Origin of the sequence: Cryobacterium sp. TMT3-29-2 (assembly GCF_004564305.1) — a bacterium.
Taxonomy (GTDB): Bacteria; Actinomycetota; Actinomycetes; order Actinomycetales; family Microbacteriaceae; genus Cryobacterium; species Cryobacterium sinapicolor.
On sequence record NZ_SOGK01000135.1, the window covers coordinates 23,702 to 49,780 of the forward strand.

Annotated in this window: 22 protein-coding genes and 1 pseudogene; 19 read left to right on the plus strand and 4 right to left on the minus strand. The window is 65.3% G+C overall.

The annotated features are described in order from the left end of the window. Positions 1-77 precede the first annotated feature (77 nt). On the minus strand, positions 78-758 hold the full coding sequence (locus E3O67_RS15585; protein WP_370260536.1) for a YqaJ viral recombinase family protein: 681 nt from the start codon (positions 756-758) through the stop codon (positions 78-80). A 121-nt stretch (positions 759-879) separates the two neighbouring features. Here E3O67_RS15585 and E3O67_RS15590 point away from each other — a divergent pair. The 5 genes and pseudogenes from E3O67_RS15590 to E3O67_RS15610 form a co-directional block, all read left to right on the plus strand. Beyond that, positions 880-1,092: pseudogene (locus E3O67_RS15590) on the plus strand (helix-turn-helix domain-containing protein); the annotation flags it as partial. Between the two features lie 392 nt (positions 1,093-1,484). Further along, positions 1,485-2,000 carry a 50S ribosomal protein L10 gene (rplJ, locus tag E3O67_RS15595; RefSeq protein ID WP_104100771.1) on the plus strand — a complete coding sequence of 172 codons (516 nt, stop codon included), beginning with the start codon at positions 1,485-1,487 and terminating at the stop codon, positions 1,998-2,000. Positions 2,001-2,052: 52 nt separating this feature from the next. Then, the gene (gene rplL / locus E3O67_RS15600) at positions 2,053-2,436 is read left to right on the plus strand and encodes a 50S ribosomal protein L7/L12 (protein WP_134363492.1); all 384 of its coding nucleotides are present in this window, start codon (positions 2,053-2,055) and stop codon (positions 2,434-2,436) included. Between the two features lie 150 nt (positions 2,437-2,586). Further along, the gene (locus E3O67_RS15605; protein WP_135103125.1) at positions 2,587-3,063 is read left to right on the plus strand and encodes a MarR family winged helix-turn-helix transcriptional regulator; all 477 of its coding nucleotides are present in this window, start codon (positions 2,587-2,589) and stop codon (positions 3,061-3,063) included. Further along, the gene (locus E3O67_RS15610; protein WP_134428591.1) at positions 3,060-3,266 is read left to right on the plus strand and encodes a hypothetical protein; all 207 of its coding nucleotides are present in this window, start codon (positions 3,060-3,062) and stop codon (positions 3,264-3,266) included. Before E3O67_RS15605 ends, E3O67_RS15610 begins: the two co-directional genes overlap by 4 nt. Before the next feature lie 17 nt (positions 3,267-3,283). On the opposite strand, the gene E3O67_RS15615 is transcribed toward E3O67_RS15610, so the two are convergent. After that, positions 3,284-4,333: a LacI family DNA-binding transcriptional regulator gene (locus E3O67_RS15615; protein WP_134428589.1), complete on the minus strand. Its 1,050-nt coding sequence runs from the start codon at positions 4,331-4,333 to the stop codon at positions 3,284-3,286. Positions 4,334-4,652: 319 nt separating this feature from the next. Here E3O67_RS15615 and E3O67_RS15620 point away from each other — a divergent pair, with 319 nt between their 5' ends. The 14 genes from E3O67_RS15620 to nrdF all read left to right on the plus strand — a co-directional run bounded on the left by E3O67_RS15620 (position 4,653) and on the right by nrdF (position 23,287). Next, complete coding sequence (locus tag E3O67_RS15620) at positions 4,653-5,969, plus strand: ABC transporter substrate-binding protein (RefSeq protein WP_134428587.1); 1,317 nt, start codon at positions 4,653-4,655, stop codon at positions 5,967-5,969. A 156-nt stretch (positions 5,970-6,125) separates the two neighbouring features. Beyond that, positions 6,126-7,259, plus strand: coding sequence for a carbohydrate ABC transporter permease (locus E3O67_RS15625; RefSeq protein WP_135103126.1), 1,134 nt, complete (start codon positions 6,126-6,128; stop codon positions 7,257-7,259). Further along, entirely contained in the window at positions 7,256-8,230 is a 975-nt protein-coding gene (locus E3O67_RS15630) for a carbohydrate ABC transporter permease (RefSeq protein ID WP_134428583.1), read from the plus strand. Before E3O67_RS15625 ends, E3O67_RS15630 begins: the two co-directional genes overlap by 4 nt. Positions 8,231-8,352: 122 nt before the next feature. Next, the gene (locus E3O67_RS15635) at positions 8,353-10,323 is read left to right on the plus strand and encodes an ABC transporter ATP-binding protein (RefSeq protein WP_134428581.1); all 1,971 of its coding nucleotides are present in this window, start codon (positions 8,353-8,355) and stop codon (positions 10,321-10,323) included. Between the two features lie 10 nt (positions 10,324-10,333). Next, positions 10,334-11,698: a cystathionine beta-synthase gene (locus E3O67_RS15640; RefSeq protein ID WP_135103127.1), complete on the plus strand. Its 1,365-nt coding sequence runs from the start codon at positions 10,334-10,336 to the stop codon at positions 11,696-11,698. A gap of 23 nt (positions 11,699-11,721) precedes the next feature. Further along, positions 11,722-12,876, plus strand: coding sequence for a cystathionine gamma-synthase (locus tag E3O67_RS15645; RefSeq protein WP_241982237.1), 1,155 nt, complete (start codon positions 11,722-11,724; stop codon positions 12,874-12,876). A 559-nt stretch (positions 12,877-13,435) separates the two neighbouring features. After that, the gene (locus E3O67_RS15650) at positions 13,436-14,452 is read left to right on the plus strand and encodes a LacI family DNA-binding transcriptional regulator (RefSeq protein ID WP_134428575.1); all 1,017 of its coding nucleotides are present in this window, start codon (positions 13,436-13,438) and stop codon (positions 14,450-14,452) included. Positions 14,453-14,928: 476 nt separating this feature from the next. Further along, positions 14,929-16,479 (plus strand): multiple monosaccharide ABC transporter ATP-binding protein, encoded by a 1,551-nt coding sequence (gene mmsA, locus E3O67_RS15655; RefSeq protein WP_134428573.1) that lies wholly within the window; start codon positions 14,929-14,931, stop codon positions 16,477-16,479. Further along, positions 16,476-17,810 (plus strand): multiple monosaccharide ABC transporter permease, encoded by a 1,335-nt coding sequence (gene mmsB / locus E3O67_RS15660; RefSeq protein ID WP_134428571.1) that lies wholly within the window; start codon positions 16,476-16,478, stop codon positions 17,808-17,810. Before mmsA ends, mmsB begins: the two co-directional genes overlap by 4 nt. Positions 17,811-17,859: 49 nt before the next feature. Next, positions 17,860-18,948, plus strand: a complete 1,089-nt coding sequence (locus E3O67_RS15665; RefSeq protein WP_134428569.1) for a sugar-binding protein — start codon at positions 17,860-17,862, stop codon at positions 18,946-18,948. A gap of 438 nt (positions 18,949-19,386) precedes the next feature. Further along, positions 19,387-19,620: a glutaredoxin-like protein NrdH gene (gene nrdH, locus E3O67_RS15670; RefSeq protein WP_134363478.1), complete on the plus strand. Its 234-nt coding sequence runs from the start codon at positions 19,387-19,389 to the stop codon at positions 19,618-19,620. A gap of 85 nt (positions 19,621-19,705) precedes the next feature. After that, positions 19,706-20,110: a class Ib ribonucleoside-diphosphate reductase assembly flavoprotein NrdI gene (gene nrdI / locus E3O67_RS15675; protein ID WP_134428567.1), complete on the plus strand. Its 405-nt coding sequence runs from the start codon at positions 19,706-19,708 to the stop codon at positions 20,108-20,110. 5 nt (positions 20,111-20,115) lie between these two features. After that, positions 20,116-22,248 (plus strand): class 1b ribonucleoside-diphosphate reductase subunit alpha, encoded by a 2,133-nt coding sequence (gene nrdE / locus E3O67_RS15680; RefSeq protein WP_135103136.1) that lies wholly within the window; start codon positions 20,116-20,118, stop codon positions 22,246-22,248. 64 nt (positions 22,249-22,312) lie between these two features. After that, the gene (gene nrdF, locus E3O67_RS15685) at positions 22,313-23,287 is read left to right on the plus strand and encodes a class 1b ribonucleoside-diphosphate reductase subunit beta (protein ID WP_134428565.1); all 975 of its coding nucleotides are present in this window, start codon (positions 22,313-22,315) and stop codon (positions 23,285-23,287) included. A 502-nt stretch (positions 23,288-23,789) separates the two neighbouring features. Here the strand turns inward: nrdF and E3O67_RS15690 are convergent. Together E3O67_RS15690 and E3O67_RS15695 are read right to left on the minus strand one after the other, a co-directional pair. After that, complete coding sequence (locus E3O67_RS15690; RefSeq protein ID WP_135103129.1) at positions 23,790-24,794, minus strand: hypothetical protein; 1,005 nt, start codon at positions 24,792-24,794, stop codon at positions 23,790-23,792. 319 nt (positions 24,795-25,113) lie between these two features. Then, entirely contained in the window at positions 25,114-26,004 is an 891-nt protein-coding gene (locus E3O67_RS15695; protein ID WP_134428561.1) for a hypothetical protein, read from the minus strand. Positions 26,005-26,079: the final 75 nt, after the last annotated feature.

Below are 26,079 nucleotides of genomic sequence, written 5' to 3' on the forward strand. Positions count from 1 at the left end.
GGGGAAAGCCGCCTGCGACACCCGGCATGCGGCTTTCCCGCGGGCGGTCCCGGCGCGGGCATGACCGCGAGACGCGGTCAGGCGTGCACGGGCGGGGGGCCCGAGGTGGTCTGCTGGTTGAGCAGGGCGATCAGGTTGTTGGCGTACCCCACCAGGATCGCGATCTGGTCTTCGTCCCGTTCGATCCACCGGCACTCCGGTTCGACATTGACCGGCACGAAATTCGTGTGTTGCTCCCAGACCAGAAGGGTGCGCTCGGCGCCGAGCACGTACTGCTGCCACCACACCTGACGCAGGTACGAGCGCGGGATGCTGCGCCACGCCTTGCTCGTCGTCTTGATCTCCGCCAGTTCGAGGCCGCCGGAGCCGGAGCCGGTGCCGACGCCGTCGGGGGTGGCCAGGTGCCGCCGGTGGTCGGCCGCGTGGAAGAGGGCGGTGCTGGGCTCGATGCCGTAGCGGCCGAGCACCCAGGCCGCGATCTCCGGTTCCCGGGCGCGCCCGTGGTCCGTGAAGCTGTTGCCGCTGAAGCTGCTGCCGTTGAGCTTGTCGTACACGGCGGTCTGCAGCGATCGGGGTGTGGCGAGTTTGGCGACATCCGTGGCCGTGATCCCCTGGGCGCGGGCCCGCAGCCAGGCCACCCGGTTGGTGGAATCGGCGACGACGCGCCGAAGATGCGACGCGGCGACCGGCGTCACCGGCAAGGCATCAGCGGGCGACGGATGCTCCTCGTCGAACAGGGAGAGCATCTGGTTCGTCACTGTTCCATTGTGCCTGTTCGCCGGGCCGCGGCTCGCAGGGCAGGCCCGCCGCCCACGCCTTGGTTCCTGCCGATGCCACGGCTCATCTGGGGGAGACCGTGTCCGGCACGATCGTGCTGATGATCTGACCGCCACGGAATTCGAGCTGCTGCGCTTCCTGAGGCGGAATCCCCGGCGGGTGCTCAGCACGGCGCAGATCCTGGACCGGGTGTGAAGCTCCGACTTCGGCGGCAAGTCCTCCGTGGTCGAGATCTATATCTCCCATCTGCGCAAGAAGGTCGACGACGGCCGCCCGCGCTCCACCTGCTTCCGCGTCTCCCTCCCGCTCGCCTGACGTCCCCGGGTGCCCGTTCACCTGTGTTCGCCGTGCGAATTCGACGGAGATTTTGCCCGAGAACCCGGTTTTGAGACCCAAATCGGTCGTTTCAGCCAAAATCTCCGTCGAATTCGTTCAAGGCGCGGGGCGGCGCGGGGTGTCGGGGTGCGCGGATGTCGATTTGCACTGACCCCCCTTCGTCCCGTAACGTGGGGCAAAGCCAAAGACCGCCGGTTATTGCCCTGCAGAAATGCAGAGGCAATCGAAGGTTCATTCACGTGAACGGCCCGCGCAGGATTCGAAGTCTGATTGCATTCCCACGGAATGCGTTCCCAGCTCCGGCGCCTGCGCCGGAGCTTTTTTCATGTCTGCTCCCCGGGCTACCGGCACATGAAACCAAGAGGAGCGCCATGGCGAACAAGGAAGCAACGGTCGCCGAGCTTACGGAGAAATTCCAGAGCTCGACCGCCGTTCTGCTCACCGAGTACCGCGGTCTCACTGTTGCGCAGCTCAAGTCGCTGCGCGTTTCCATCAGTGCGGACGCCACGTACGCCGTGGTGAAGAACACGCTGACCAAGATTGCGGCCAACAACGCCGGCATCACGTCGTTTGACGACGAGCTTGTCGGTCCGTCCGCAATCGCATTCGTTCACGGAGACCCTGTCGCCGTTGCGAAGACCCTGCGTGCCTTCACCAAGGCAAACCCTCTCCTGGTAGTGAAGGGTGGTTACTTCGACGGTAACCCGCTCACCGCCGCAGAGGTAGGCAAGCTCGCCGACCTCGAGTCCCGCGAAGTGCTGCTGGCCAAGCTGGCCGGCGCATTCAAGGCCTCGCTGTTCGGAGCCGCATATCTGTTCAACGCACCGCTGTCGAAGGCTGTTCGCACCATCGACGCGCTGCGTGAGAAGCAGGAGTCCGCGAACTAGGCATCTGCCTGGCATCGCGGTGAGTAACTAAGAAACTATAGGGAGAATAATCATGGCAAAGCTTTCCACCGAGGAATTGCTCGAACAGTTCAAGGGCCTCACCCTCATCGAGCTCTCCGAGTTCGTCAAGGCGTTCGAGGAGACCTTCGAGGTCACCGCCGCCGCTCCGGTCGCCGTTGCTGGCGCTGCCGGTCCCGCTGCCCCCGCTGAAGAGGTCGAAGAGCAGTCCGCTTTCGACGTCATCCTCGAGGCTGTCGGCGACAAGAAGATCCAGGTCATCAAGGTTGTGCGCGAGCTCACCAGCCTGGGCCTCGGCGAGGCCAAGGCCGTCGTCGATGGCGCGCCGAAGGCCGTCCTCGAAGGCGTTTCCAAGGAAGCCGCCGAAAAGGGCAAGGCTGCTCTCGAAGCTGCCGGCGCCACCGCAGCCCTCAAGTAGTCGGGGCCCCGCAAGGGGTTCTCTGCTTCGAGTGGAGGCGTGACGGCGCAAGCCGTCCACCAGAGAGAAGGCGTCGCATCCATCGGATGCGGCGCCTTCTGTTGTTGACGCCGGTCATTTATATAGCTGAGCCATGTATGCACTCGATGGATGCCTGCTGACCTTTCCGAAATCCTGGGTGACCTGATCACGGTCAACCATCGGCTTACCCGTCTTGCTGCCCATGCTGCGCACAGTGCCGAGCCCACCGGCACCGCGGCGGCCGAGTCTCCCGCGGCCTGGCGCACTCTCAGCGTTCTGCGCCAGACCGGCCCGATCCGGCTGGGCGAGCTCGCTGCCCGCAGCCGGGTCTCGCAGCCAACGGCGACCCGGCTCGTCACCCACCTGGCCGAGCGAGGGTGGGCCACCCGTCGGCCTGACCCTCTCGATGCCCGGGTGGCCCTCACCGCGATCACCGGTGCAGGTGAGGATGCTTTGGTCGACTGGCGCCGCCGACTGGCCCTGGCGCTGCTCCCGGTCTTCGCGGATCTGTCGCAGGCCGACACCGACACCCTGGAACGCGCGATCATGATCCTGCGCGACCGGGTCGACGGCACCGAATTCGAACGTGACGGGGCACCCGAATGAGCGGCACCCTCGCGCCGCCGGGGGCGACTCTGCTCGCCGGGGCCTTCGGACCGGCTACGCCGTTCGTCGCGGCCGCCGGTGCGGTCCTTGTGGCCGTGATGATCCTGGTGCTCGGCCATGCCCGCCTTTATCGCGCGAACGGAATCGTCGAGCGCCTCGACAGGCTGGAGAAAGCCGAGGCGATCAACGCGGGGGACAGCTGACCCTCGCCAGTCTGGTCCTACCCGCGGTCGACCCCGTGGGTCAGCCGCGGCCCGCTGGTGCTCGACCGGATGACCAGGTTCGTGGGCAGCCGGGTCAGGTGGTCCTCGTCGCCGCGCGGGGTGGGATTCTCCAGTTCCGCCAGAAGGGCCTGCACCGCGAGCCGGCCCTGGGTGCGCGGGTGCTGCTCGAGGGTGGTCAGGCGGAACATAGCGGCATACGGATGCCCGTCGATGCCGATCACGGACAGGTCGGCCGGCACCTGAATGCCCAACTCCCTCGCGGCGACGATCAGGCCGATCGCGATCTCGTCGCTCGCCGCGAAGACCGCGGTGGGGCGGGTGCGCGGGTCGCCGAACACGGCCAGGCCCACCCCGTAGCCGCCCGGCATCGTGAACTCGCAGGCGTAGAACGACCCGGAGCTGGAACTCGAAGACGACAGCCCGGCGTCCCGCATCGCGGAGTAGAAACCGGTGAGTCTGTTGCTGTGCACCTGGAAGTCCATCTCGTCTTCCTTGCTGCCGCCGATGTGCACGATGTCCGTGTGCCCCAGGCTGAGCAGGTGTTCCGTGGCGAGCCGGGCCGCGGCCACGTCGTCGATGGCGATCGTGTCCACGCCGCGGATGGGGCCGCCGATTCCGACCAGTGGGCGGCCCAGCCGATGCAGCAGGGTGACCTCGTCATCGCTGAGCGCCACACCGACTGAGATCACGCCGTCGAAGCGCTTACGGGCGAGGAAGTAGTCGAAGACCCGCTCCCGTTCGGGCGAGGGGGTCGGCAGGTTGTAGAGGGTCATGTCGTATCCCTCGTCGAGCAGTGCCTGTTCCATGCTCTCCAGGACCTCGGAGAAGTACCAGCGGCTGATGAACGGGATGATCACGCCGATGCTCTTGGTGCGCCCGGTGACCAGACTGGCGGCGTTGGGCGAGGCGACGTAGCCGATCTCCCTGGCCGCGGCGATGACCTTGATCCGGGTCTGCTCCGACACGTAGCCGCGACCGCTCAGGGCGCGGGAGGCGGTCGCCTTTGCGACGCCGGCGAGGCGTGCGACATCCGCGATTGCGCTCACTCCAGCCTCCGCCCTTGGACCCGTTTGGAATACTGTACCGCTCCGGCGGGTCCGCTGGAACCGGTTCCATCAAAACCGTCGGAATGCGACACGGCCCAGAGGCAGACCCGAGAACAGATTTTCGAGGGTTCCGCGGCGGGAGCGCGATCTTTGCCAATCCGTGACAATTTGATCTTGCGATTCGGCCCGCCGTACCGTAACTTATGGTGTGGAACCGGTTCCTTATCTGATCGTTTTCGGCACACAAGCAGTTCCTGCAGCACCGTGGTGTTGTCCGGGTGGTACTCGGCGCACCGTCATCACTCAACGAGGAGGAAAAATGCGGTCTCTCCACCGCCGAATCACAGCACCCATCGCCATTGCGGCGATTGCCGGTCTGACCTTGGCCGGATGTTCCGGTGGGCCCGGTAGCACGAACACCGATGCCGGAGCCGAGGGCGACGGCGTCGTCTCCGTCTACGGCACCATCGGTGACACCGAGGCCGAGCTTCTCGAAGAGTCCTGGGCTGACTGGGAAGCAGAGAACGACATCGACATCCAGTACGAGGCGTCGAAGGAATTCGAGGCTCAGATCGCCATCCGTGCACAGGGCGGCAGCGCTCCCGACATCGCGATCTTCCCGCAGCCCGGCCTGATGGCCGACCTCGCCAGCCGCGACTTCCTCAAGCCGGCCCCGAAGACCGTCGAAGACAACGTCGACGAGTTCTGGTCCAAGGACTGGAAGGCCTACGGCACCGTCGGCGACACGTTCTACGGTGCGCCGCTGATGGCGAGCGTCAAGGGCTTCATCTGGTACTCCCCGGCCAAGTTCACCGAGTGGGGCGTTGAAGTTCCCGAGACCTGGGACGAACTCCTCACCCTGACCCAGACCATCCAGGAGAAGTCCGGCAGCGCCCCGTGGTGCGCCGGATTCGGCTCGGGCGACGCAACCGGCTGGCCGGGCACGGACTGGGTCGAAGACCTCGTCCTGCGTCAGGCCGGCGCGGAGACCTACGACAAGTGGGTGGCCAACGAGATCCCGTTCACGGACCCCGCGATCAAGTCCGCCTTCGACTCCGTCGGAGAGATCCTGCTGAACCCGGCCAGCGTCAACGCGACGTTCGGTGATGTCCGCTCGATCAACAGCACCCCGTTCGGTGACGTGGCTACGCCGCTCGCCGACGGAACATGCGCGCTGCACCACCAGGCATCCTTCTTCGACGGCTTCATCACGGATGCCGGTGGAGAGGTCGGTCCCGACGGTGACGTTTGGGCCTTCATCACCCCGGCCGAAGAAGCCGGCAGCCAGGCCGTGACCGGTGGTGGCGAGATCGTCGCCGCATTCGCCGATGACGCCGACACCCAGGCCGTTCAGACATACCTCTCCAGCGACGACTGGGCCAACAGCCGCGTCAGCCTCGGTGGAGTGATCAGCGCCAACTCGGGTCTCGACCCGGCCAACGCGAAGAGCCCCATCCTGCAGGAAGCCATCAAGATCCTCCAGGACCCGGAGACCACCTTCCGCTTTGACGCCTCCGACCTGATGCCCGGCTCCGTTGGCGCCGGCACCTTCTGGAAGGGAATGGTCAACTGGATCAATGGAGCCCCGACCGACGAGGTGCTCACCAGCATCGAAGCCGGCTGGCCCTCCAGCTAGTTCGAGTGTGAACCAACTCATCTAACAGAACCACAACCGTGCGGGTCGTCCCCCGAGACAAGGGGCGACCCGCACCCCCCTGCTGGTGTACCGTGGCGGTAGTTTTCCGCCCCACCAGCAAACTGTGAGTCCGCAGTCGTACTCGAGAGGTTTCATATGTCGGCATTCCTTGCCTGGCTGGCTGACTTGCCGCCCCTGGTCCAAGTCCCCATCATCATCCTCGCGTTCGTCGCCCTGGTGGCCGCGATCCTGTTCTTCGTCGAGATAGCCCCGCGCAAGGGTGCCGTATACACCGTCATCCGTCTCGCTGTCTGCGTCGCCGCACCGCTGCTCATCCTGCTCGCCGCGGGATCGTACTGGTGGGCCATCGCCGCGGCCGCCGTCCTCGGCGGAGTCTTCTTCATCGTCGACTACCGCTCGCGCTCCGGCGCCGGTTACCTATTCCAGCTCTTCGGCTTCCTCGCGCCGGCCATCCTGCTCCTCATCGTCGGACTCATCATCCCGACCATCCAGACCACGGTGCAGGCGTTCATGAACTCGCGGGGAACCGATTTCATCGGCTTCGACAACTTCGTCTGGGTGTTCACCCAGCCGGAGGCCATCCGCACGGTGCTCAACACGATCGTCTGGGTGCTCATCACCCCGCTCGTGTCCACCATCGCCGGACTCGCCTACGCGGTCTTCATCGACAAGAGCCGCGGTGAGAAGTACTTCAAGATCATGGTCTTCATGCCCATGGCCATCTCCTTCGTCGGGGCGTCCATCATCTGGCGCTTCGTCTACACGGCCCGTCCGGCCGACCAGAACCAGATCGGCCTGCTCAACCAGGTCGTGGTGTGGTTCGGCGGCCAGCCCGTCGACTTCCTCGCGAACGCACCCTGGAACACAGTCTTCCTGATCGTCGTGCTGATCTGGGTGCAGACCGGATTCGCCATGGTCGTGCTCTCCGCGGCCATCAAGGGCGTGCCGGCCGAGCAGATGGAGGCCGCCGAACTCGACGGCACCAACGCGTGGCAGAAGTTCACCAACGTCACGGTCCCCGGCATCCGCAGCGCCCTCGTCGTCGTGCTGACGACGATCTCCATCGCCTCCCTCAAGGTCTTCGACATCGTCCGGACCATGACCGCAGGAGCCAACGACACCAGCGTCATCGCGAATGAGATGTACACGCAGTTCAAGAACTTCGAGCAGGGCCGGTCCGCCGCCTTCGCCGTGATCCTGTTCCTGCTCGTGCTCCCGATCGTTGTCTACAACGCCCGCCAGATTCAGAAGCAGAGGGAAATCCGATGAGTGCGATTCTTCCGGTTGAACTCCCCGTCGACAAGAAGACCCAGACGCAGCTCCGGCGGGGCGAGCGCCGCCAGGAGTTCGCCGCGGCCAAGCGCACCAAGAAACGGCTGACCAGCCGCGGTGCCACGATTGCGGCGCTCGTGATCGCCGTGCTCTGGACGGTCCCGACGTTCGGCCTCTTCGTCTCCTCGTTCCGCCCGGCCCAGGAGGTGCGCACCACCGGCTGGTGGACGCTTTTCTCGAACTGGGGTCTCACCCTCGATAACTACAGTGATGTGCTCCAGGCCGGCAACAGCCAGCTGAACCTGGCCGGTGCGTTCATCAACTCGATCGCGATCACCCTGCCGGCCACGCTGCTGCCGCTGATCATCGCCAGCCTCGCGGCCTACGCGTTCGCCTGGATCGACTTCCGCGGCAAGAACGTTCTGTTCATCGCGGTTTTCGCGCTGCAGATCGTTCCGCTGCAGATGGCCCTCGTGCCGCTACTGCAGTTCTTCTCGCAGGGTGAGGTCTTCGGCGTCCCGGTGGTCTCCGCGATCAGCGACGCCGGCGGCTACTCGCAGGTGTGGATCGCGCACACGATGTTCGCCCTGCCGCTGGCCATTTACCTGCTGCACAACTTCGTGTCGGAGATCCCTGCCGACGTCATCGAGGCGGCACGGGTCGACGGCGCCGGGCACGGTCAGATCTTCTTCCGAATCGTGCTGCCGCTGACCATGCCGGCAATCGCATCCTTCGCCATCTTCCAGTTCCTCTGGGTCTGGAACGACCTGCTCGTGGCGCTGATCTTCGCGGACGGCGCGGTGGCTCCGATGACCAAGCTGCTGGCCGAGATCACCGGTACCCGAGGCCAGGACTGGCACCTGCTCACCGCCGGTGCGTTCATCTCGATCCTGGTTCCGCTGCTCGTGTTCTTCTCCCTGCAGCGCTACTTCGTGCGCGGCCTCCTCGCCGGTTCGACCAAGGGCTAGCCACTCGTTTCCGCCTCGGTCGGTGAAGTGTTCCCGTTCCGGACAACTGTGCCCGTTCCGCCGGCAACAGTTGTCCGGAACGGGCACATTGGTGTCTCAGCGCGGCAGCTTAGAGTGAATTCATGAGTGGAATGCACGGTGGCGGCGGCGGTCGACGGGGGCGGGTCAGCGGCGCGGATGTCGTGGCCCAGCGGGCCGAGAACGCCGAGGCCCCGCACATCCCGAATCTGCTCCGCCGGATCGCCGGCCTGTTCGCACCTCACCGCGCGGCGCTCACCGTCACCGTGGTGCTCGTGCTCATCAGCGCGGCACTCTCCGTCGTGCCGCCCCTCCTCGTGCAGCGCGCCTTCGACGAGGGACTCTTCCCGCCCGGCGGCACCCCGAACGTGCAGCGCCTCGCCGTGCTCGTGGGCGTGATGATCGCCATCTACCTGGGGTCGCAGCTGCTCGGAGTCTGGCAGACCTGGCTCACCGCCACCGTCGGTAATTCGGTGATGGGGGCGCTGCGCGTTCGCCTGTTCACCCACCTGCAGGCGATGGAGCTAAGCTTCTTCACCCGCACGAAGACGGGTGTCATCCAGTCCCGGCTGCAGAACGATGTCGGCGGCGTTGCGAGCGTGCTCACCAACACCGTCTCCAGCCTGCTGGGCAACGCCGTGACCGTGATCGCGGCGCTCGTGGCCATGCTGCTGCTGAGCTGGCAGCTGGCGATCGTCGCCATCATCCTGATGCCCCTGCTCGTCTTCGCCCAGCGCCGGGTCGGCCAGGTGCGGGCCCGCATCGCGTCCAAGACGCAGGAGTCGCTCTCGGACATGACGGCGATCACGCAGGAGACGCTGAGCGTGTCCGGCATCCTCCTCTCGAAGAGCTTCACCCGGCAGCAGACCGAGATCGGCCGCTACGCGGACGAGAACGCCAACCAGGTGAAGCTGCAGATCAGCCAGCAGATGAGCGGCCAGTGGTTCTTCGCCATGGTGAGCATCTTCCTGTCCAGCATCCCGGCCATCGTCTACCTAGTGGCCGGCCTGCTGATGGGCAGCGGAACGACCGCCATCACGGCCGGAACGATCGTGGCCTTCACCACCGTGCAATCAAGGCTGCTGTTCCCGCTCCTCGGCCTGATGCGCGTCGCCCTCGACCTGCAGACCTCGACCGCCCTGTTCGCGCGAATCTTCCAGTACCTCGACCTCCGGCCGGCCATCCGCGACGCCCCCGACGCTGTGCCTGTCCCCGCCAGCGGGGATGCCGTCGGCCGGGTCGCCTTCGACGGGGTCACCTTCGCCTATCCGGATGCGGGCGCGGACTCGCGTCCCACCCTGGACCAGGTCTCCTTCACGATCCAGCCCGGCCAGTTCGCGGCCTTCGTCGGACCGTCCGGCGCAGGCAAGACCACCGTGTCCTATCTCATCCCGCGCTTCTACGAGGCGTCGGCCGGACGGGTGCTCTTCTCCGGCGTCGACGTGCGCGGCCTCGCGCAGCGTTCCCTGGTCTCCCAGATCGGCATTGTGAGCCAGGAGACCTACCTCTTCCACGCGACCATCGCCGAGAACCTCCGCTACGCGAAACCAGAGGCGACGGATGCCGAGCTGGAGGCCGCCGCCCGGTCGGCGAGCATCCACGACACCATCGCCTCCTTCCCGGATGGCTACGACACCCTGGTGGGGGAGCGCGGCTACCGGCTCTCCGGCGGTGAGAAGCAGCGCATCGCCATCGCGCGGGTGCTGCTCAAGGACCCCGAGGTGCTGATCCTCGACGAGGCGACCAGCGCCCTCGACGCCATTTCCGAGCGAGTCGTGCAGGCCGCCCTGGACACCGCCTCCCGCGGCCGCACGACCATCGCCATCGCACACCGGCTGTCGACCATCGTGTCCGCCGACGTCATCTTCGTCGTCGACGCCGGCCGGATCGTGGAGAGCGGCACCCACACCGAACTGCTTGCCGCCGACGGCATCTACGCGCGGCTGTACACGGAGCAGGTCACGTCGCCGGCATCCGTGTCGCCGTCGCCCACGTCGCCGTCGCCCACGCCCACCACCCCGACCGCGCCGATAGAGTTGACGAGGCTCGAATCCCTGACGAAGAACCCTCGATGAAGGACCCTCGATGAAAATTGCCGACACCGTTCTCGACCTCATCGGTGACACACCCCTGGTGAAGCTGCACAAGGTGACGGTGGGGGTGAGCGCCACCGTGCTGGTCAAGCTGGAGTACCTGAACCCGGGCGGCTCCGCCAAGGACCGCATCGCGGTGCGCATCATCGATGCCGCAGAGCGCGACGGGCTGCTTCTCCCCGGCGGCACCATCGTGGAGCCGACCTCGGGCAACACGGGCGTCGGCCTGGCTCTCGTCGCCCAGCAACGCGGCTACAAGTGCGTCTTCGTGCTGCCGGACAAGGTGGGCGAGGACAAGCGCAACGTGCTCACGGCCTACGGCGCGGAGATCGTGGTGACCCCGACATCCGTCGCCCCCGACCACCCCGACTCGTACTACAGCGTCTCCGACCGGCTGGCCCGGGAGATCCCGGGGGCATTCAAGCCCAACCAGTACTTCAACCCGAACGGGCCGCTCAGCCACTACGAGACGACCGGCCCCGAGATCTGGCGCGACACGGACGGCACGATCACCCACTTCGTCGCGGGCGTCGGCACCGGCGGAACCATCACCGGCACCGGCCGGTACCTGCGCGAGGTCTCCGGCGACGCCGTGCGCATCATCGGCGCCGACCCGGAGGGCTCGGTGTACTCCGGCGGCACCGGGCGGCCCTACCTGGTCGAGGGCGTCGGCGAGGACTTCTGGCCGGGTGCCTACGACCCGGCCGTCGTGCACGAGGTGATCGCCGTGTCCGACGCCGATTCCTTCGCGATGACCCGCCGGCTCGCGCTCGAAGAGGGAATCCTGGTCGGCGGCTCGAGCGGGATGGCTGTCGTCGCAGCACTGCGCGCGGCGGAAACCCTCGGCCCCGACGACACGATCGTCGTGCTGCTTCCCGACGGCGGCCGCGGCTACCTGGGCAAGATCTTCAACGACGGCTGGATGCGCAGCTACGGTTTCACGAATGCGCCGGCCGGGCACACGGTCCACGATCTGCTCGCATCGAAGACCGGCACCCTGCCGCCGTTCGTCTACGTGAACCCCAGCGCCACCGTGCGCGACGCCATCGGCGTCATGACCGAGGCCGGCGTGTCCCAGGTGCTGGTCCTCACCGCCAAGCCGCCCGTCGTGATGGGTGAGGTCGTCGGCGCGATCGACGAGCGCCGGCTGATGGAGCTCGTCTTCTCCGGCGAGGCACAACTGGGCGATCGGGTGGGCGAATTCGTCGGCGAGTCGCTCCCCTTGATCGGGGCGAACGAACCCGTCGCGACCGCCCGCTCCGCCTTCGCCGGTCACGATGCGCTGCTCGTCACCGACGGTGGCAAACCCCTGGGCGTCATCACCCGGCACGACCTGCTCGCCTATCTGAGCGAATGAAAAGCATGACTAAGGACGAATCAATGGCTCGCACACCCCAATTCGACACCATCGCCATCCACGCCGGGCAGGAATTCGACCCGACGACCGGTGCCGTGATCCCGCCCATCTACCAGACGTCGACGTATGTGGCGGAGAGTATCGGCCACTTGCGCGGCGGCTATGAGTACAGCCGCGGCGGCAACCCGACCCGCACCGTGCTGGAGACCCTGCTGGCCGCGCTCGAGGGCGGCAAGCACGGCCTCTCCTTCGCCAGCGGGCTCGCCGCCGAAGACACCATCCTGCGCGCGCTGCTCGCGCCGGGCGACCACGTCGTGCTCGGCAACGACGTCTACGGCGGCACCCACCGCCTGATCAACCGGGTGCACGGTGCCTGGGGCATCCGCAATTCGACCGTGGAGATGAGCGACCTCGCGGCCGTCGAAGAGGCCATCATCCCCGGCGGGACGAAAATCCTCTGGGTGGAGACGCCCAGCAACCCGCTGATGAAGGTCAGCGACATCGCCGCGCTGGCCGAGATCGGCCACCGCTACGGCGTGACCGTCATCGTCGACAACACGTTTGCGTCGCCCGCGCTGCAGCATCCACTGGACTTCGGCGCCGACGTCGTCGTGCACTCGACCACCAAGTACCTCGGCGGCCATTCCGACGTGCTCGGCGGCGCCCTGATCATCAACGACGATGAGCTCGCCGAGAAGGCCCAGTTCCTGCAGTTCGCTGCGGGCCCGGTCTCGGCCCCGATGGATGCCTGGCTCACCGTGCGCGGCATCAAGACCCTCTCGGTGCGGATGGACCGTCACTGCAGCAACGCCCAGGCCATCGCCGAGCACCTGCAGGGCCACCCGGCGATCGACCGGGTCTACTACCCGGGCCTGCCCTCCCACCCGGGACACGAGCTGGCGAAAAAGCAGATGAGCGGCTTCGGCGGCATGCTCTCGATCTCCTTCATCGGCGGCGCCGCTGCGGCGCGATCCTTCGCCGAATCGACCCACCTGTTCCAGCTGGCCGAATCGCTCGGCGGCGTGGAATCCCTGGTCAACTACCCCTCCGAGATGACTCACGCGTCGGTGCGCGGCACCGAACTCGAGGTGCCGGACAACATCATCCGCCTCTCCGTGGGCATCGAAGACGTCGCCGACCTGATCGACGACATCGACCGGGCGCTCGCGGCTCACTAGCTCCCATCGGCGGTCGGGCCCCGGGCGGCACGGAGGCCCCGGGCGGCACGGAGTCCCCGGGCACCCCCGGAGGCCCCGGGCACCCCCGGAGGCCCCGGGCGGCACGTCCCGTCTGAACGAATTCGACGGAGATTTTGCCGATATCGGCCCCGATTCGGCTGAGAGAGCGCTTACACGGCAAAATCTCCGTCGAATTGGTTCGACGCGGGGCGCTGCTGGCACGACGTCAGGCGGCCGGTGCGGCCGGGGACGCGGGGGAGATCGGCGCGGGGGAGATCGGTGCGGGGGAGATCGGTGCGGGGGGAGATCGGCGCGGGGGAGATCGGTGCGGGGGGAGATCGGCGCCGTGGGAGATTGGCGCGGCGGGCAACGTATGCCGTCGCGTGAATCGATTGACTTTCATCATGCCTGTAGCGGCATTCATCGATGGACTGGTGCGTGGATCCGGCTTTCCTTCGGTCAAGGGACCGGATGGTGGTGCGCCGCAGCGGCCTCACCGGAGTGCATACTGGTTCTGCGCTCACAATTGTGACCGTGCACATGCCGACGAGGTCTCTCTGTGACTATCGATCTGCCCAAGGGGCGTGCTCCGAGCATCCGTGATGTGGCGCGCCTGGCGGGCGTTTCGCATCAGACTGTTTCGCGCGTGCTCAACGACCACCCGAGCATCCGCGAATCCACCAAGGCGAAGGTCCTGCAGGTCATGGAAGACCTGCAGTACCGGCCAAATCGGGCAGCTCGTGCGCTCTCGCGAGGGCGTTCGCGCACCATCGGCCTGCTCTCGGCGGAAAGCGCCTATGGACCGGCCAGCAGCATCGCCGCCATCCAGGACGCGGCCCAGGAAGCCGGCTACTACGTCAACACCGCGAATCTCACGACCGTAGATACCGAGTCGATCGAGGCGGCACTGGAGCACCTGATGAACCAGTCCGTGGAGGGGATCGTCGTGATCGCGCCTCAGGTGCGGGTCTTCGACGCCCTCGAACAGCTGTCGATCGATGTGCCGTTCGTCACCCTGCAGTCCACCGGCCGCCTCGACAATTCCCTGTCCGTCGACCAGATGACCGGGGCCAGGCAGGCCACCCGGCACCTGATCGACCTCGGCCATCGGAGCATTTACCACCTCGCCGGACCCCAGGATTGGATCGAAGCCGAGGCCCGAATGCGCGGCTTCCTCGACGAGATGTGGGAGATGGACGTGCCGACCATGGCTCCGATCCTGGGCGATTGGACCGCCGACTTCGGGTATCGCGCCGGGCGGGAACTGCTGCGGAGGCGGGATTTCACCGCGATTTTCGCGTCTAACGATCAGATGGCCCTCGGGTTCATGCACGCCTGCCGGGAAGAGGGCCTCGACCTCCCGCGCGATATGAGCATCGTCGGCTACGACGATATTCCCGAGGCGGCACACTTCTGGCCCCCGCTCACTACGGTGCGGCAGGACTTCGCCGAACTCGGGCGGCGGTGCATCGCGCTCCTTCTCAGCAACCTCAACGGTGGTGTGCCGATTGAGCGAAGCGACCCGATCGTCCCCGAACTCATCGTGCGCGGGTCCACCGCGCCGCCGGCGTTCTAGGGCGCACGCCTGCTCGCGACCGCATCGATCGCCCGTCGGATCCCGCGCTCGCATCCGTGGCTCCTCCCGGAGTACGATGAGCGCGTTCGTGAGTCGGACACCGCTTCCGCACAGACTTTCAGATCAGGTATGCCGCACTGCCGAGACCGCCCGTACGCCGGTCGGGGTCGGCGGAATGTCCCGCCCTCCGACCCGCTCAGGGGCTCAACACCCTGTTACGCAAGCGTGACAAAAGGAGACTTGACACCGGGACCGCCACCAGGTCTATAGTGACAATGTGATCGGTCACATGGACCTGATTCTTGCCATATCTTTCCAAACGCATGACATTGAGGTCAAGCTTGTGAGCACACTTTTCCACCTGCCCGGCAGTTCCACTGCCGCCCTACTGAGCGGGGGCGGGATCAGCCTTCGCGCGTCCATCCCGTCATCGGCATGGGATACCCGCGGCGGTCCCAGGCGTGAGGAGTCCAACGATGTCCACTGACCACGTAATCCTTGAGATGCGATCGATCACCAAGGAGTTCCCCGGGGTCAAGGCCCTGTCGGATGTCTCCATCACGGTGAATCGCGGCGAGATCCACGCGATCTGCGGCGAGAACGGAGCGGGCAAGTCCACCCTGATGAAAGTCCTCTCCGGGGTCTACCCGTCCGGTACGTTCACCGGCGACATCATCTACCAGGGCGAGAATGTGCACTTCAAGGACATCCGCTCGAGCGAAGAAGCGGGCATCGTCATCATCCACCAGGAGCTGGCGCTGATCCCGGAACTCTCCATCACCGAGAACATCTTCCTCGGCAACGAGCCGACCAAGTGGGGCGCGATCGACTGGATCACCGCCAAGAAGACGGCGCTCGAGCTGCTGGCCCGGGTCGGTCTGCGGGATGATCCCGACACCCTGATCAAGAACATCGGTGTCGGCAAGCAGCAGCTGGTCGAGATCGCCAAGGCCCTGAACAAATCGGTCAAGGTGCTGATCCTCGACGAGCCGACCGCGGCCCTGAACGAGTCGGACTCGATGCACCTGCTGGATCTGATCCGCGGGCTCAAGGGCAAGGGCATCAGCTCGATCATGATCTCGCACAAGCTCAACGAGATCGAACAGGTTGCGGACTCGATCACGATCATCCGCGACGGCAAGACGATCGAAACGCTGGATGTCGTGGCCGACGGGGTCAATGAAGACCGCATCATCCGCGGCATGGTCGGGCGCAGCCTGGAGAGCCGCTTCCCTGATCGCACCCCGCACATCGGCGAGGTCTTCTTCGAGGTGCGCGACTGGACCGTGCAGCACCCGCAGGTCGCCGAGCGGATGGTCGTGAAGGGTTCCAACCTGAACGTGCGCAGGGGCGAAATCGTCGGCATCGCCGGCCTGATGGGCGCCGGGCGCACTGAACTGGCAATGAGCATCTTCGGGCGCTCCTACGGAAACTTCATCTCGGGCAGCCTCTACAAGGACGGCAAAGAAATCGTCCTGAAGAGCGTTGCCGACGCGATCGACCACGGCCTCGCCTACGTCAGCGAGGACCGCAAAGCTCTCGGCCTGAACCTGCTCGACGACATCAAGCGCTCCGTCGTATCGGCCAAGCTCTCGAAGATCTCGGCCGGACCGGTCGTGAACGACTCCAAGGAATTCGGAATCGCCGAGGAATACCGCAAGAGCCTGCGGATCAAGACTCCCAGCGTCAACGCGGGTGTCTCCAAGCTCTCCGGCGGCAACCAGCAGAAGGTCGTTCTGGCCAAGTGGATGTTCACCGATCCTGACCTTCTGATCCTGGACGAGCCGACCCGCGGCATCGACGTCGGCGCGAAGTACGAGATTTACGGCATCATCCAGCAGCTCGCCAAGCAGGGCAAAGGAGTCATCCTGATCTCCTCTGAGCTTCCGGAGCTGCTCGGCCTCGCGGACCGGATCTACACGGTTTTCGAGGGCGCGATCACCGACTGCATCCCGGCGGCTTCCGCCGACCCCGAAACCCTGATGAAAAGTATGACCTCCGCACGGAAGAAGGTTCAGAGCATATGAGTGAAGACACGGGTACCCGCACAGGCGGTCTCGGTGATCTGAAGAAGATCTTCGGCAGCGGCAGTTCGAACCTGCGGCAATTCGGCATCCTCTTCAGCCTGATCGCCATCATCCTGCTCTTTCAGTACCTGACCGACGGCCTCACTCTGTCGTCCGGCAACCTGATCAACCTGGTCAGCCAGTACTCCTATATCCTCATTCTCGCCATCGGCATGGTCATGGTCATCATCGCCGGCCACATCGACCTCTCGGTCGGTTCGGTTGCCGCCTTTGTCGGCATCGTGGTCGCCACCGCGATGCGGGACTGGAACTTCCCGTGGCCGCTGGCGATCCTGCTGGGCCTGTTCGTCGGAGCGCTGATCGGAGCCTGGCAAGGTGCGTGGGTTGCCTACGTCGGGGTTCCCGCCTTTATCGTCACCCTGGCCGGCATGCTCATCTTCCGCGGTGGCAACCAGGTCATCGGTAACGCCAACACGGTCCCCGTTCCCGACGGTTTCACGATCATCGGCTCCGGGTACCTGCCCGAGGTCGGCCCGAACACCGGCTATAACAACTTGACCCTGCTGCTTGGGCTCATCATCGTGCTCGCAGTCATCTACTCCGAGTGGCGGGCCCGCCGAGTGCAGTCGATCATGGGTTCGACGCCCGCCCCGCTCTGGGTGAGCATCGTCAAGGTCGTCCTCCTCTGCGCGGTCATCGTCTACGCCTCCATCCTGTTCGCTGGAGGCCGCGTCGGCACGAGCTTCCCGGTCTCCGGAATCATCCTCGGCGTGCTCGTGCTCTTCTACGCATTCGTCACCCGCAACACGATCTTCGGCCGTCACGTCTACGCTGTCGGCGGCAATAAGCTCGCCGCCGAACTCTCCGGGGTCAAGTCCCGCCGGGTGAACTTCCTCGTCATGATGAACATGTCGATCCTCTCCGCTCTGGCCGGGATGATCTTCGTCGCCCGCTCGGTGGCCTCCGGCCCACAGGACGGCCTCAGCTGGGAGCTCGACGCGATCGCCGCCGTCTTCATCGGTGGTGCGGCCGTGTCCGGCGGAATCGGAACCGTCGTCGGTTCCATCATCGGTGGTCTGGTCATGGCGGTGCTCAACAACGGCCTGCAGCTGCTGGGCGTCGGCTCCGACTGGGTTCAGATCATCAAGGGCATGGTGCTCCTGGTGGCCGTGGGCGTCGACGTGTGGAACAAGAGCCAGGGTCGTCCGTCGATCATCGGCCTCCTGACCCGCAAGAAGAAGACCGCCGAATTTCCGGCGGAGCCGCCCCTGGTCGTTCCCGACACGGGCACCCCGGAAAGCGCGCGGCCCCAGGCCACGCGGCCCAACTAGCCCAGATTTTCCCCTTCACCAAACCACAACGAACAGAAAGTAACCCACAATGCGAAAGATTCTCGCGACAACTGCGATCGCCGCAGTGGCCTTGATGGCACTCTCAGGATGCTCCACCCGCACGGACACCGCTGGAGAAGACGGCGCTGCTGCCGGCTTCGCTCAGGACTCGGTCATCGGCGTCGCACTCCCCTCGAAGACCTCTGAGAACTGGGTCCTCGCCGGCGGGCTCTTCGAAGACGGCCTCGAGGAGGCCGGCTACAAGGGCGACGTGCAGTACGCCGGTGCCTCGACCACGGTCAAGGATCAGCAGGACCAGATCTCGGCCATGGTCACCAACGGCGCCAAGGTCATCATCATCGGTGCTGCCGACGGTGGCCAGCTGGCCACCCAGGTGCAGTCGGCCCGCGACGCCGGCGCCATCGTCATCGCCTACGACCGCCTCATCCTGAACACCGAAGCCGTGGACTACTACGTGGCCTACGACAACTTCAAGGTCGGTGAACTCCAGGGCCAGGCGCTCCTGGACGGACTGGCCTCGAGGGGCGAAGCCCCGTACAACATCGAGTTGTTCTCCGGTTCCTCGGACGACGCGAACGCCCCGGTCTTCTTCGGCGGCGCGATGAGCGTGCTGCAGCCGAAGATCGACGACGGAACCCTCGTCGTCGCCTCGGGCCAGACCGACATCAAGCAGACGGCCACCGCCGGCTGGAAGGCTGAGAATGCTCAGAGCCGCATGGACGCGCTGCTCACCAGCACGTACAGCGACATTCCCCTCCACGGCGTTCTCTCCCCGAACGACACCCTCGCCCGCGCGATCATCACCTCGGTGAAGGCAGCCGGTAAGGACATCCCGATCGTCACCGGTCAGGACTCCGAAGTCGAGTCGGTCAAGTCGATCATGGCCGGCGAGCAGTACTCCACCATCAACAAGGACACCCGCGTGCTCGTCGACCAGGCCATCGCCATGGTCAACGCTCTCCAGAAGGGCGACACCCCCGAGGTCAATGACACCGAGTCCTACGACAACGGCAAGATCGTCGTCCCGGCCTACCTGCTTCCCCCGGTCATCGTGACCAAGGAAAACGCGGCCGAGGCGTACGCGAACGACCCGACCCTCGCCCCGCTGACCGAGTAACAACCCGGCAGTACCCCTGCATCACAGCATCTCGACGAATGGGTCGGCTCCTCACGGGGCCGGCCCTTTCGCGTGCCCGGCCGCTGCCGTGGCACGTGCAGCGAGCAACGTGCCGCAGGCGGTCCGACACGCCGACAGGGTTTCCACAGGTGCGAGTTCTGCCTCGGAACCGCCTGTGGATAACTCGGACGAATCCCGCGTGATTCGGCTCGACTCGCATCCGGGAGGCTGTGCACAACCGGTGGAATGTCGGTGGATAACTACATACTTGTAACTACTGCATGTAGTGGCCGTTCCCTTTGAGTATCACTAGATGTAGTATTGAAGTTCAACACACAGCACGTCTTGAACTTCAGATTTCACATGAAACCGATTTTGAGCACTGATGTTTGAACCGATTTTGAATACTGATTCCTGAACGACGAGAAAGGCCCCGCCATGGCAATCACGGTATATACCAAGCCCTCCTGCGTGCAGTGCACTGCGACTTACCGCGCCTTGGACAACAAGGGCATCGAGTACGAAATCCTCGACCTCTCGGTCGATGAAAACGCCCTGGAAGCCGTCAAGGCCCTGGGGTACCTGCAGGCACCCGTCGTCATCACCGACGAGGACCACTGGTCGGGCTTCCGTCCCGACAAGATCAACGAACTCGCGCAGCGCCTCGCGTAGCCCCGCGGCGCCGGGGGCGGCGTCGCCCAAGTTCTGCAGGAAGCGTCGTTCGGCGTGCTGATTTCTCAACATCAGGGGGTGTTCCATGACCGATATCGTTTACTTCTCCAGCACTTCGGGCAACACGCACCGCTTCATTGAGAAGCTGGGCCGTCCGGCTGCTCGCATCCCGATCTACCCGCGCGATGAGCCGCTCCAGGTCAGCGAGCCCTATGTGCTGGTCGTGCCGACGTATGGCGGCGGCGACAGTAAGGGAGCGGTGCCCAAGCAGGTCGTCAAATTCCTGAACGACGAGCGGAACCGCTCGCTCATCCGCGGTGTGATCGGCGCCGGCAACACGAATTTCGGCACGGGCTACTGCCTCGCCGGGGACATCATCGCCCAGAAGTGCAAGGTGCCCCACATGTTTCGCTTTGAAGTATTTGGAACTCCGGATGATGTGCGCATCGTCCACGACGGATTGGAATCATTTTGGAAGCAACAGCCGTGAAGACGATGGCTCACCCGGCAGCCGGCCTGGCGATGGATTACCACTCCCTCAATGCCATGCTCAATCTGTACGGCCCGGACGGGGAGATCCAGTTCGACAAGGACCGCGAGGCTGCGCGGGAGTTTTTCCTGCAGCACGTGAACCAGAACACGGTGTTCTTCCACACGCTGCGTGAACGTCTCGACTACCTGGTGGAGAAGGAATACTACGAGCAGGCCGTGCTCGACCAGTACTCGTTCGAGTTCATCACAGACCTCAACAAGCTGGCGTACTCGAAGAAGTTCCGCTTCCAGACCTTCCTCGGTGCGTTCAAGTACTACACCTCCTACACGCTGAAGACGTTCGACGGCAAGCGTTACCTGGAGCGTTTCGAAGACCGCGTCGTGATGACCGCTCTGGGCCTTGCCCAAGGCGACGAGCAGCTTGCGATCTCCCTCGTCGAGGAGATCATCGCCGGTCGCTTCCAGCCGGCCACCCCCACCTTCCTGAACTCCGGCAAGGCGCAGCGCGGCGAGCTCGTCTCGTGCTTCCTGCTCCGCATCGAAGACAACATGGAGTCGATCGCGCGCGGCATCAACTCGTCGCTGCAGCTGTCGAAGCGTGGCGGCGGCGTGGCGTTGCTGCTCAGCAACATCCGTGAGTCCGGCGCACCGATCAAGCAGATCGAGAACCAGTCCAGCGGCATCATCCCTGTGATGAAGCTGCTCGAAGACTCCTTCAGCTACGCCAACCAGCTCGGCGCCCGCCAGGGTGCCGGGGCGGTCTACCTGCACGCGCACCACCCCGACATCATGCGCTTCCTCGACACCAAGCGGGAGAACGCCGACGAGAAGGTGCGCATTAAGACGCTGTCCCTCGGCGTGGTCGTGCCCGACATCACGTTCGAGCTGGCGAAGAAAGACGAGGACATGTACCTGTTCTCGCCCTACGACGTCGAGCGCGTCTACGGTGTTCCGTTCGCCGACATCTCCGTGAGTGAGAAGTACCACGAGATGGTCGACGATCCGCGCATCAAGAAGTCCAAGATGAAGGCCCGCGACTTCTTCCAGACGCTCGCCGAGATCCAGTTCGAGTCCGGCTACCCGTACATTATGTTCGAGGACACCGTCAACGCGGCGAACCCGATCAAGGGTCGCGTCAACATGTCGAACCTCTGCTCGGAGATCCTCCAGGTCAACACCCCGACCACGTACAACGAGGACCTGTCCTACGACCAGATCGGCAAGGACATCTCCTGCAACCTCGGGTCGATGAACATCGCCCTCGCCATGGACTCGCCCGACTTCGGTAAGACCGTCGAGACCGCCATCCGCGGCCTCAGCTCGGTGTCGGAGCAGAGCCACATCTCCTCCGTGCGCTCGATCGAAGACGGCAACGACAAGTCGCACGCCATCGGCCTCGGCCAGATGAACCTGCACGGCTACCTCGCCCGTGAGCGCATCTACTACGGCAGCGCGGAGGGCATCGATTTCACCAACATCTACTTCTACACGGTGCTGTTCCACGCCCTCCGCGCCTCCAACAAGCTGGCCGTCGAGCGCGGACACGCCTTCGTCGGCTTCGAGGACTCCACCTACGCGTCCGGCACGTTCTTCGACAAGTACACCGACCAGGTCTGGGAACCGGCCACCGCGCGCGGCGCCGAGCTGTTCGACCAGGCCGACGTGCATATCCCCACGCAGGCCGAGTGGGCCGAGCTCAAGGCATCCGTCATGGAGCACGGCATCTACAACCAGAACCTGCAGGCCGTGCCGCCGACCGGGTCGATCTCCTACATCAACAACTCGACCGCGTCGATTCACCCGATCGCGTCGAAGATCGAGATCCGCAAGGAAGGCAAGCTCGGCCGCGTCTACTACCCGGCGCCGTTCATGACGAACGACAACACCGAGTTCTATCAGGATGCCTATGAAGTCGGCTACGAGAAGGTCATCGACACCTACGCCGCCGCCACGCAGCACGTGGACCAGGGCCTGTCCCTGACGCTGTTCTTCAAGGACACCGCCACGACCCGCGACATCAACCGCGCCCAGATCTACGCGTGGAAAAAGGGCATCAAGACCATCTACTACATCCGACTGCGTCAGATGGCCCTCGAGGGCACCGAGGTCGAGGGTTGCGTCTCCTGCGCCCTCTGAGCGAGTTCGTGCTGAGCCTCCCGACTACTGAATCGCCTGTGAACTGCCGACTAAGGAACAACCAATGATTGACAAGCTCAAGCTCGTCTCCCACGTAGACGCGATCAACTGGAACAAGATCGAAGACGAAAAAGACGTCGAGGTGTGGAACCGCCTCACGAACAACTTCTGGCTGCCGGAGAAGGTTCCGCTGTCGAACGACGTGCAGTCCTGGGCCACGCTCACCCCGGCGGAGCAGCTGCTCACCCTGCGCGTGTTCACGGGTCTGACCCTGCTCGACACGATCCAGGGCACCGTGGGTGCCGTGTCGTTGATTCCGGATGCGATCACGCCCCACGAAGAGGCCGTCTACACGAACATCGCGTTCATGGAGTCCGTGCACGCCAAGAGCTACTCCTCGATCTTCTCGACCCTCGCGTCGACGAAGGAGATCGACGAGGCGTTCCGCTGGTCGACGGAGAACGTCAACCTGCAGCGCAAAGCCGAGATCATCATGAAGTACTACCAGGGCGACGACCCGCTCAAGCGCAAGGTCGCCTCGGTGCTGCTCGAGTCGTTCCTGTTCTACTCGGGCTTCTACCTGCCGATGTACTTCTCGAGCCGCGCCCGCCTCACCAACACGGCCGACCTCATCCGTCTGATCATCCGGGATGAAGCCGTGCACGGATACTACATCGGCTACAAGTTCCAGAAGGGGCTCGAGGCCTCCACGCAGGCGCGTCGCGATGAGATCAAGGACTACACCTTCAACCTCATGTTCGAGCTCTACGAGAACGAGATCCAGTACACCCAGGACCTCTACGACGAGCACGGTCTGACCGAGGACGTCAAGAAGTTCCTGCACTACAACGCCAACAAGGCGCTGATGAACCTCGGCTATGAGGCCATGTTCCCGAAGACCGTCACCGACGTGAACCCGGCCATCCTGGCCGCGCTCTCGCCGAACGCCGACGAGAACCACGACTTCTTCTCCGGGTCGGGCTCCTCCTACGTCATCGGCAAGGCCGTCAACACGGAAGACGCCGACTGGGACTTCTAGTCCCGGTCATGTGACCGCACCAGCGACGTCGACAATTCCGACCCTGATCGCCCGCTATGCCGGGCGAACAGGGCCGGAACTGTCTGTTTCGGGGCTCAACGAGGTGGGTGCCGGCGGCAGCGGGTCGTCGCCTCGGGACCAGCCGATCGGGACGAGTCGACGCAGCACGTCGGTTGCGTCTTGTTTTCGGCCATGGCGGCAGTATGGCGCGGGGGCCCCAGATGGGGCAGATCGCGCGGTGGGATAGCTCGCGTGGTCGGGCAGATCGCGTGGTCGGGCAGATCGCACGGTGGGGCAGATCGCACGGTGGGGAAAATCGCACGGTGGGGAAAATCGCACGTCCGGCCGGACTCCGGCCTTTCGGCAGCGGCTCTGGCCGATCCGGGCGCGGCGGCGCCGGGCAGCAGCTCATGCCGGGGGTAGGCAGGGGGGTGAGTCTGCATTCGGGCAGACGGATGGCCGGAAGCGGTGCGCTCCCGGCCATCCGTTGTGTGCTGCGGTGCTACTTTCCGGCGTGAACGTCCGCCTCGGCACTTACGTCGGCACCCGCGTCGGCTCCGGAACCCACCTCAACACCGGCGTCGGTCTCGGCCGCAACGTGCGCCTGGACCCGCTCAGCGATGTTCTGGACCACGGTGCCGTAATCGCCGTTGAGAGCGGCGGCTTCGAGCGTCTGCGCGGCGGCTTCCTGCTCGTCGGCAGGCGTGCTCTTCAGCTCGGCCAGGTCGGCCTGCAGGTCGGCCGGCAGCTTCTCGAGGAGCGCCGGGATGTCGGCGAGCTGGAGTGCGAGCTCCTTCACTGACGGAGCGGCATCCGTGGCCGGCTCCTGGTCGGTGCCCGATTCGGCGGTGCCCGAGTCGGCGGTGCCGGATTCGGCGGTGCCCGACACGGTGCCCGATTCGGCGGTGCCGGATTCGGCGGTGCCCGACACGGTGCCCGAGTCGGCGGTGCCGGATTCGGCGGTGCCCGACACGGTGCCCGAGTCTGCGCTCAGGGCGGCCCGCACGGCGGCAGCCAGCGGGTGCTCCGGGTTGTCCCGCACGGCCTCGGCGATCTTCGTGATCTCCTCGCCGTACCCTCCGGCCAGCGCGGTGGTGCGCACGGTGTCGACGGCGGCGGCCCGGTCGGCCGCACCGGAGGCATCCGTGAGCGTGGTCAGGTCATCCTGCAGGTTCGCGGGCAGGGTGTCGAAAAGCTCGGCGTGTTCGGAGAGGGTGGTGGCCACCTTCTGGGCCTTCACATTCCCGCTCTGCCCGTGGGACAGATCGGCGCGGAGTTCGGCCGACAGCGACGCCAGGAATTCGCCGTTCGAGGTGGCGCCGGCGTCCCCGCTCGCGCCGGCACTGAAGTTGGAGCTCGTCGTGTTCACGGAGCTGAGTGGGGCGGCGGTCGCTCCCTGGGCGCCGACGCCGAGCAGTGCCCCGGCGGTCAGAACCGAGGCGGCGCCGATGGCGACGCGCTTGGTGCGGGAGGGGGCGGTTGCCGGGAAGATCGTGTGCTTGTTCAAAGTGGATCCTTTCGATTGCGGCGGCCGGTCGGTAAGAACCCGATCGACCGTTCGTAGTCATCGGAGGAGTTTAGGTACCGGGAGTGGGTGGGCGGTCCGTGCGGTCTGGGAATCGACGGATTCCCGCGGGTTCCCGGTGGGCGTGTCACCGCGCACTGCCGTCGGCCTGCGCCCAGGAGTTCCGGCGCGGAATGCCGCCTGACCAGGGGCTGAGCCTCTCGGGCTACGAGTCGGATCCGGCCGGTCGGCCAGATCCGGCGGCGGGGGCGCCCCGGCCGATTACGCTCTGCGCGGAGAAACCCTGGAACCGCGGGGGCGCTCAGGGCGTGGGCAGCAGCCCGTGCTCGCGGCAGGGCTGGCCGCCGACAAGGTTCAGGCACGAATTGAACGCCGCGGGATAGCCCACGGCCTCCGACGCCCCGAACCACTGGTTGTAGAACCGCCAGAAGTTCAGGTTGCCGTGGGTTGAGCATCCGTCGCCGTCGAAGGCCGGGCCATCCAGCGCTGCCTCGTTGGGCTGGTACGGCGTGTAGTTGTACAGGTTCGCGGTGGCCTGGTTTTCGATGGTCACACCTGTTGCCCCGCAGCTCGCATCCGGATTGAAAGCCACGCGCACGGTGCCGATCTTGTAGGCCCGCTCGGGCTCCTGGGTGTACTGCCGGAACTGCCAGGCGGCGCGGTAGACCTGATTGAAGAAGCCGAAGTACTGAGTGTCGCAGTCGGCCGTGTCGGGGCAGCCGTAGCCGGTGGCGCGCAGATACCCGGCTGCGCTCGGCCGGGTGAGCAGGGACTGCTCCTTCTGCAGCAGCACCAGCAGCACCTTCGGGCTGATCAGGCAGGCCTCGGACACTTTCGCGATGATGCGGGCGGCCGACTCGTTGCGGCCCCCCGGGTACGCGGAGCAGTGCCCCTCGCCATGCGGCGGTTGGGAGATCGTGTTCTCCGCATAGTCGGCCAGGCACGGCGAGCCGTCACGGGGGATGCAGGAGCGGTCCGCCAGGAACGATTGGATCTCGTTCTCGTTCATGGAGTCGGCGTTGTAGAAGTTGTAGTCGCTGATGATCGCCCCGGGTTCGAAGCGGGCCGGTGCGGTGGCCTCGTCGGTGGGTTGCACCGACGCGGCCAGCGCCAGTCCACCGCCCAGCAGGGCCAGGGCGACGATCATCGCCAGTGCGATCATGCGGCGACGCGGCGTGCCCAGGTCCGTCATAGGGGAGACTTTACCGGGGCTGCGCGGGAAGGTGCTGGGAGCCGGCGGCCGACACGCAACGGCCCAGACCGGCCG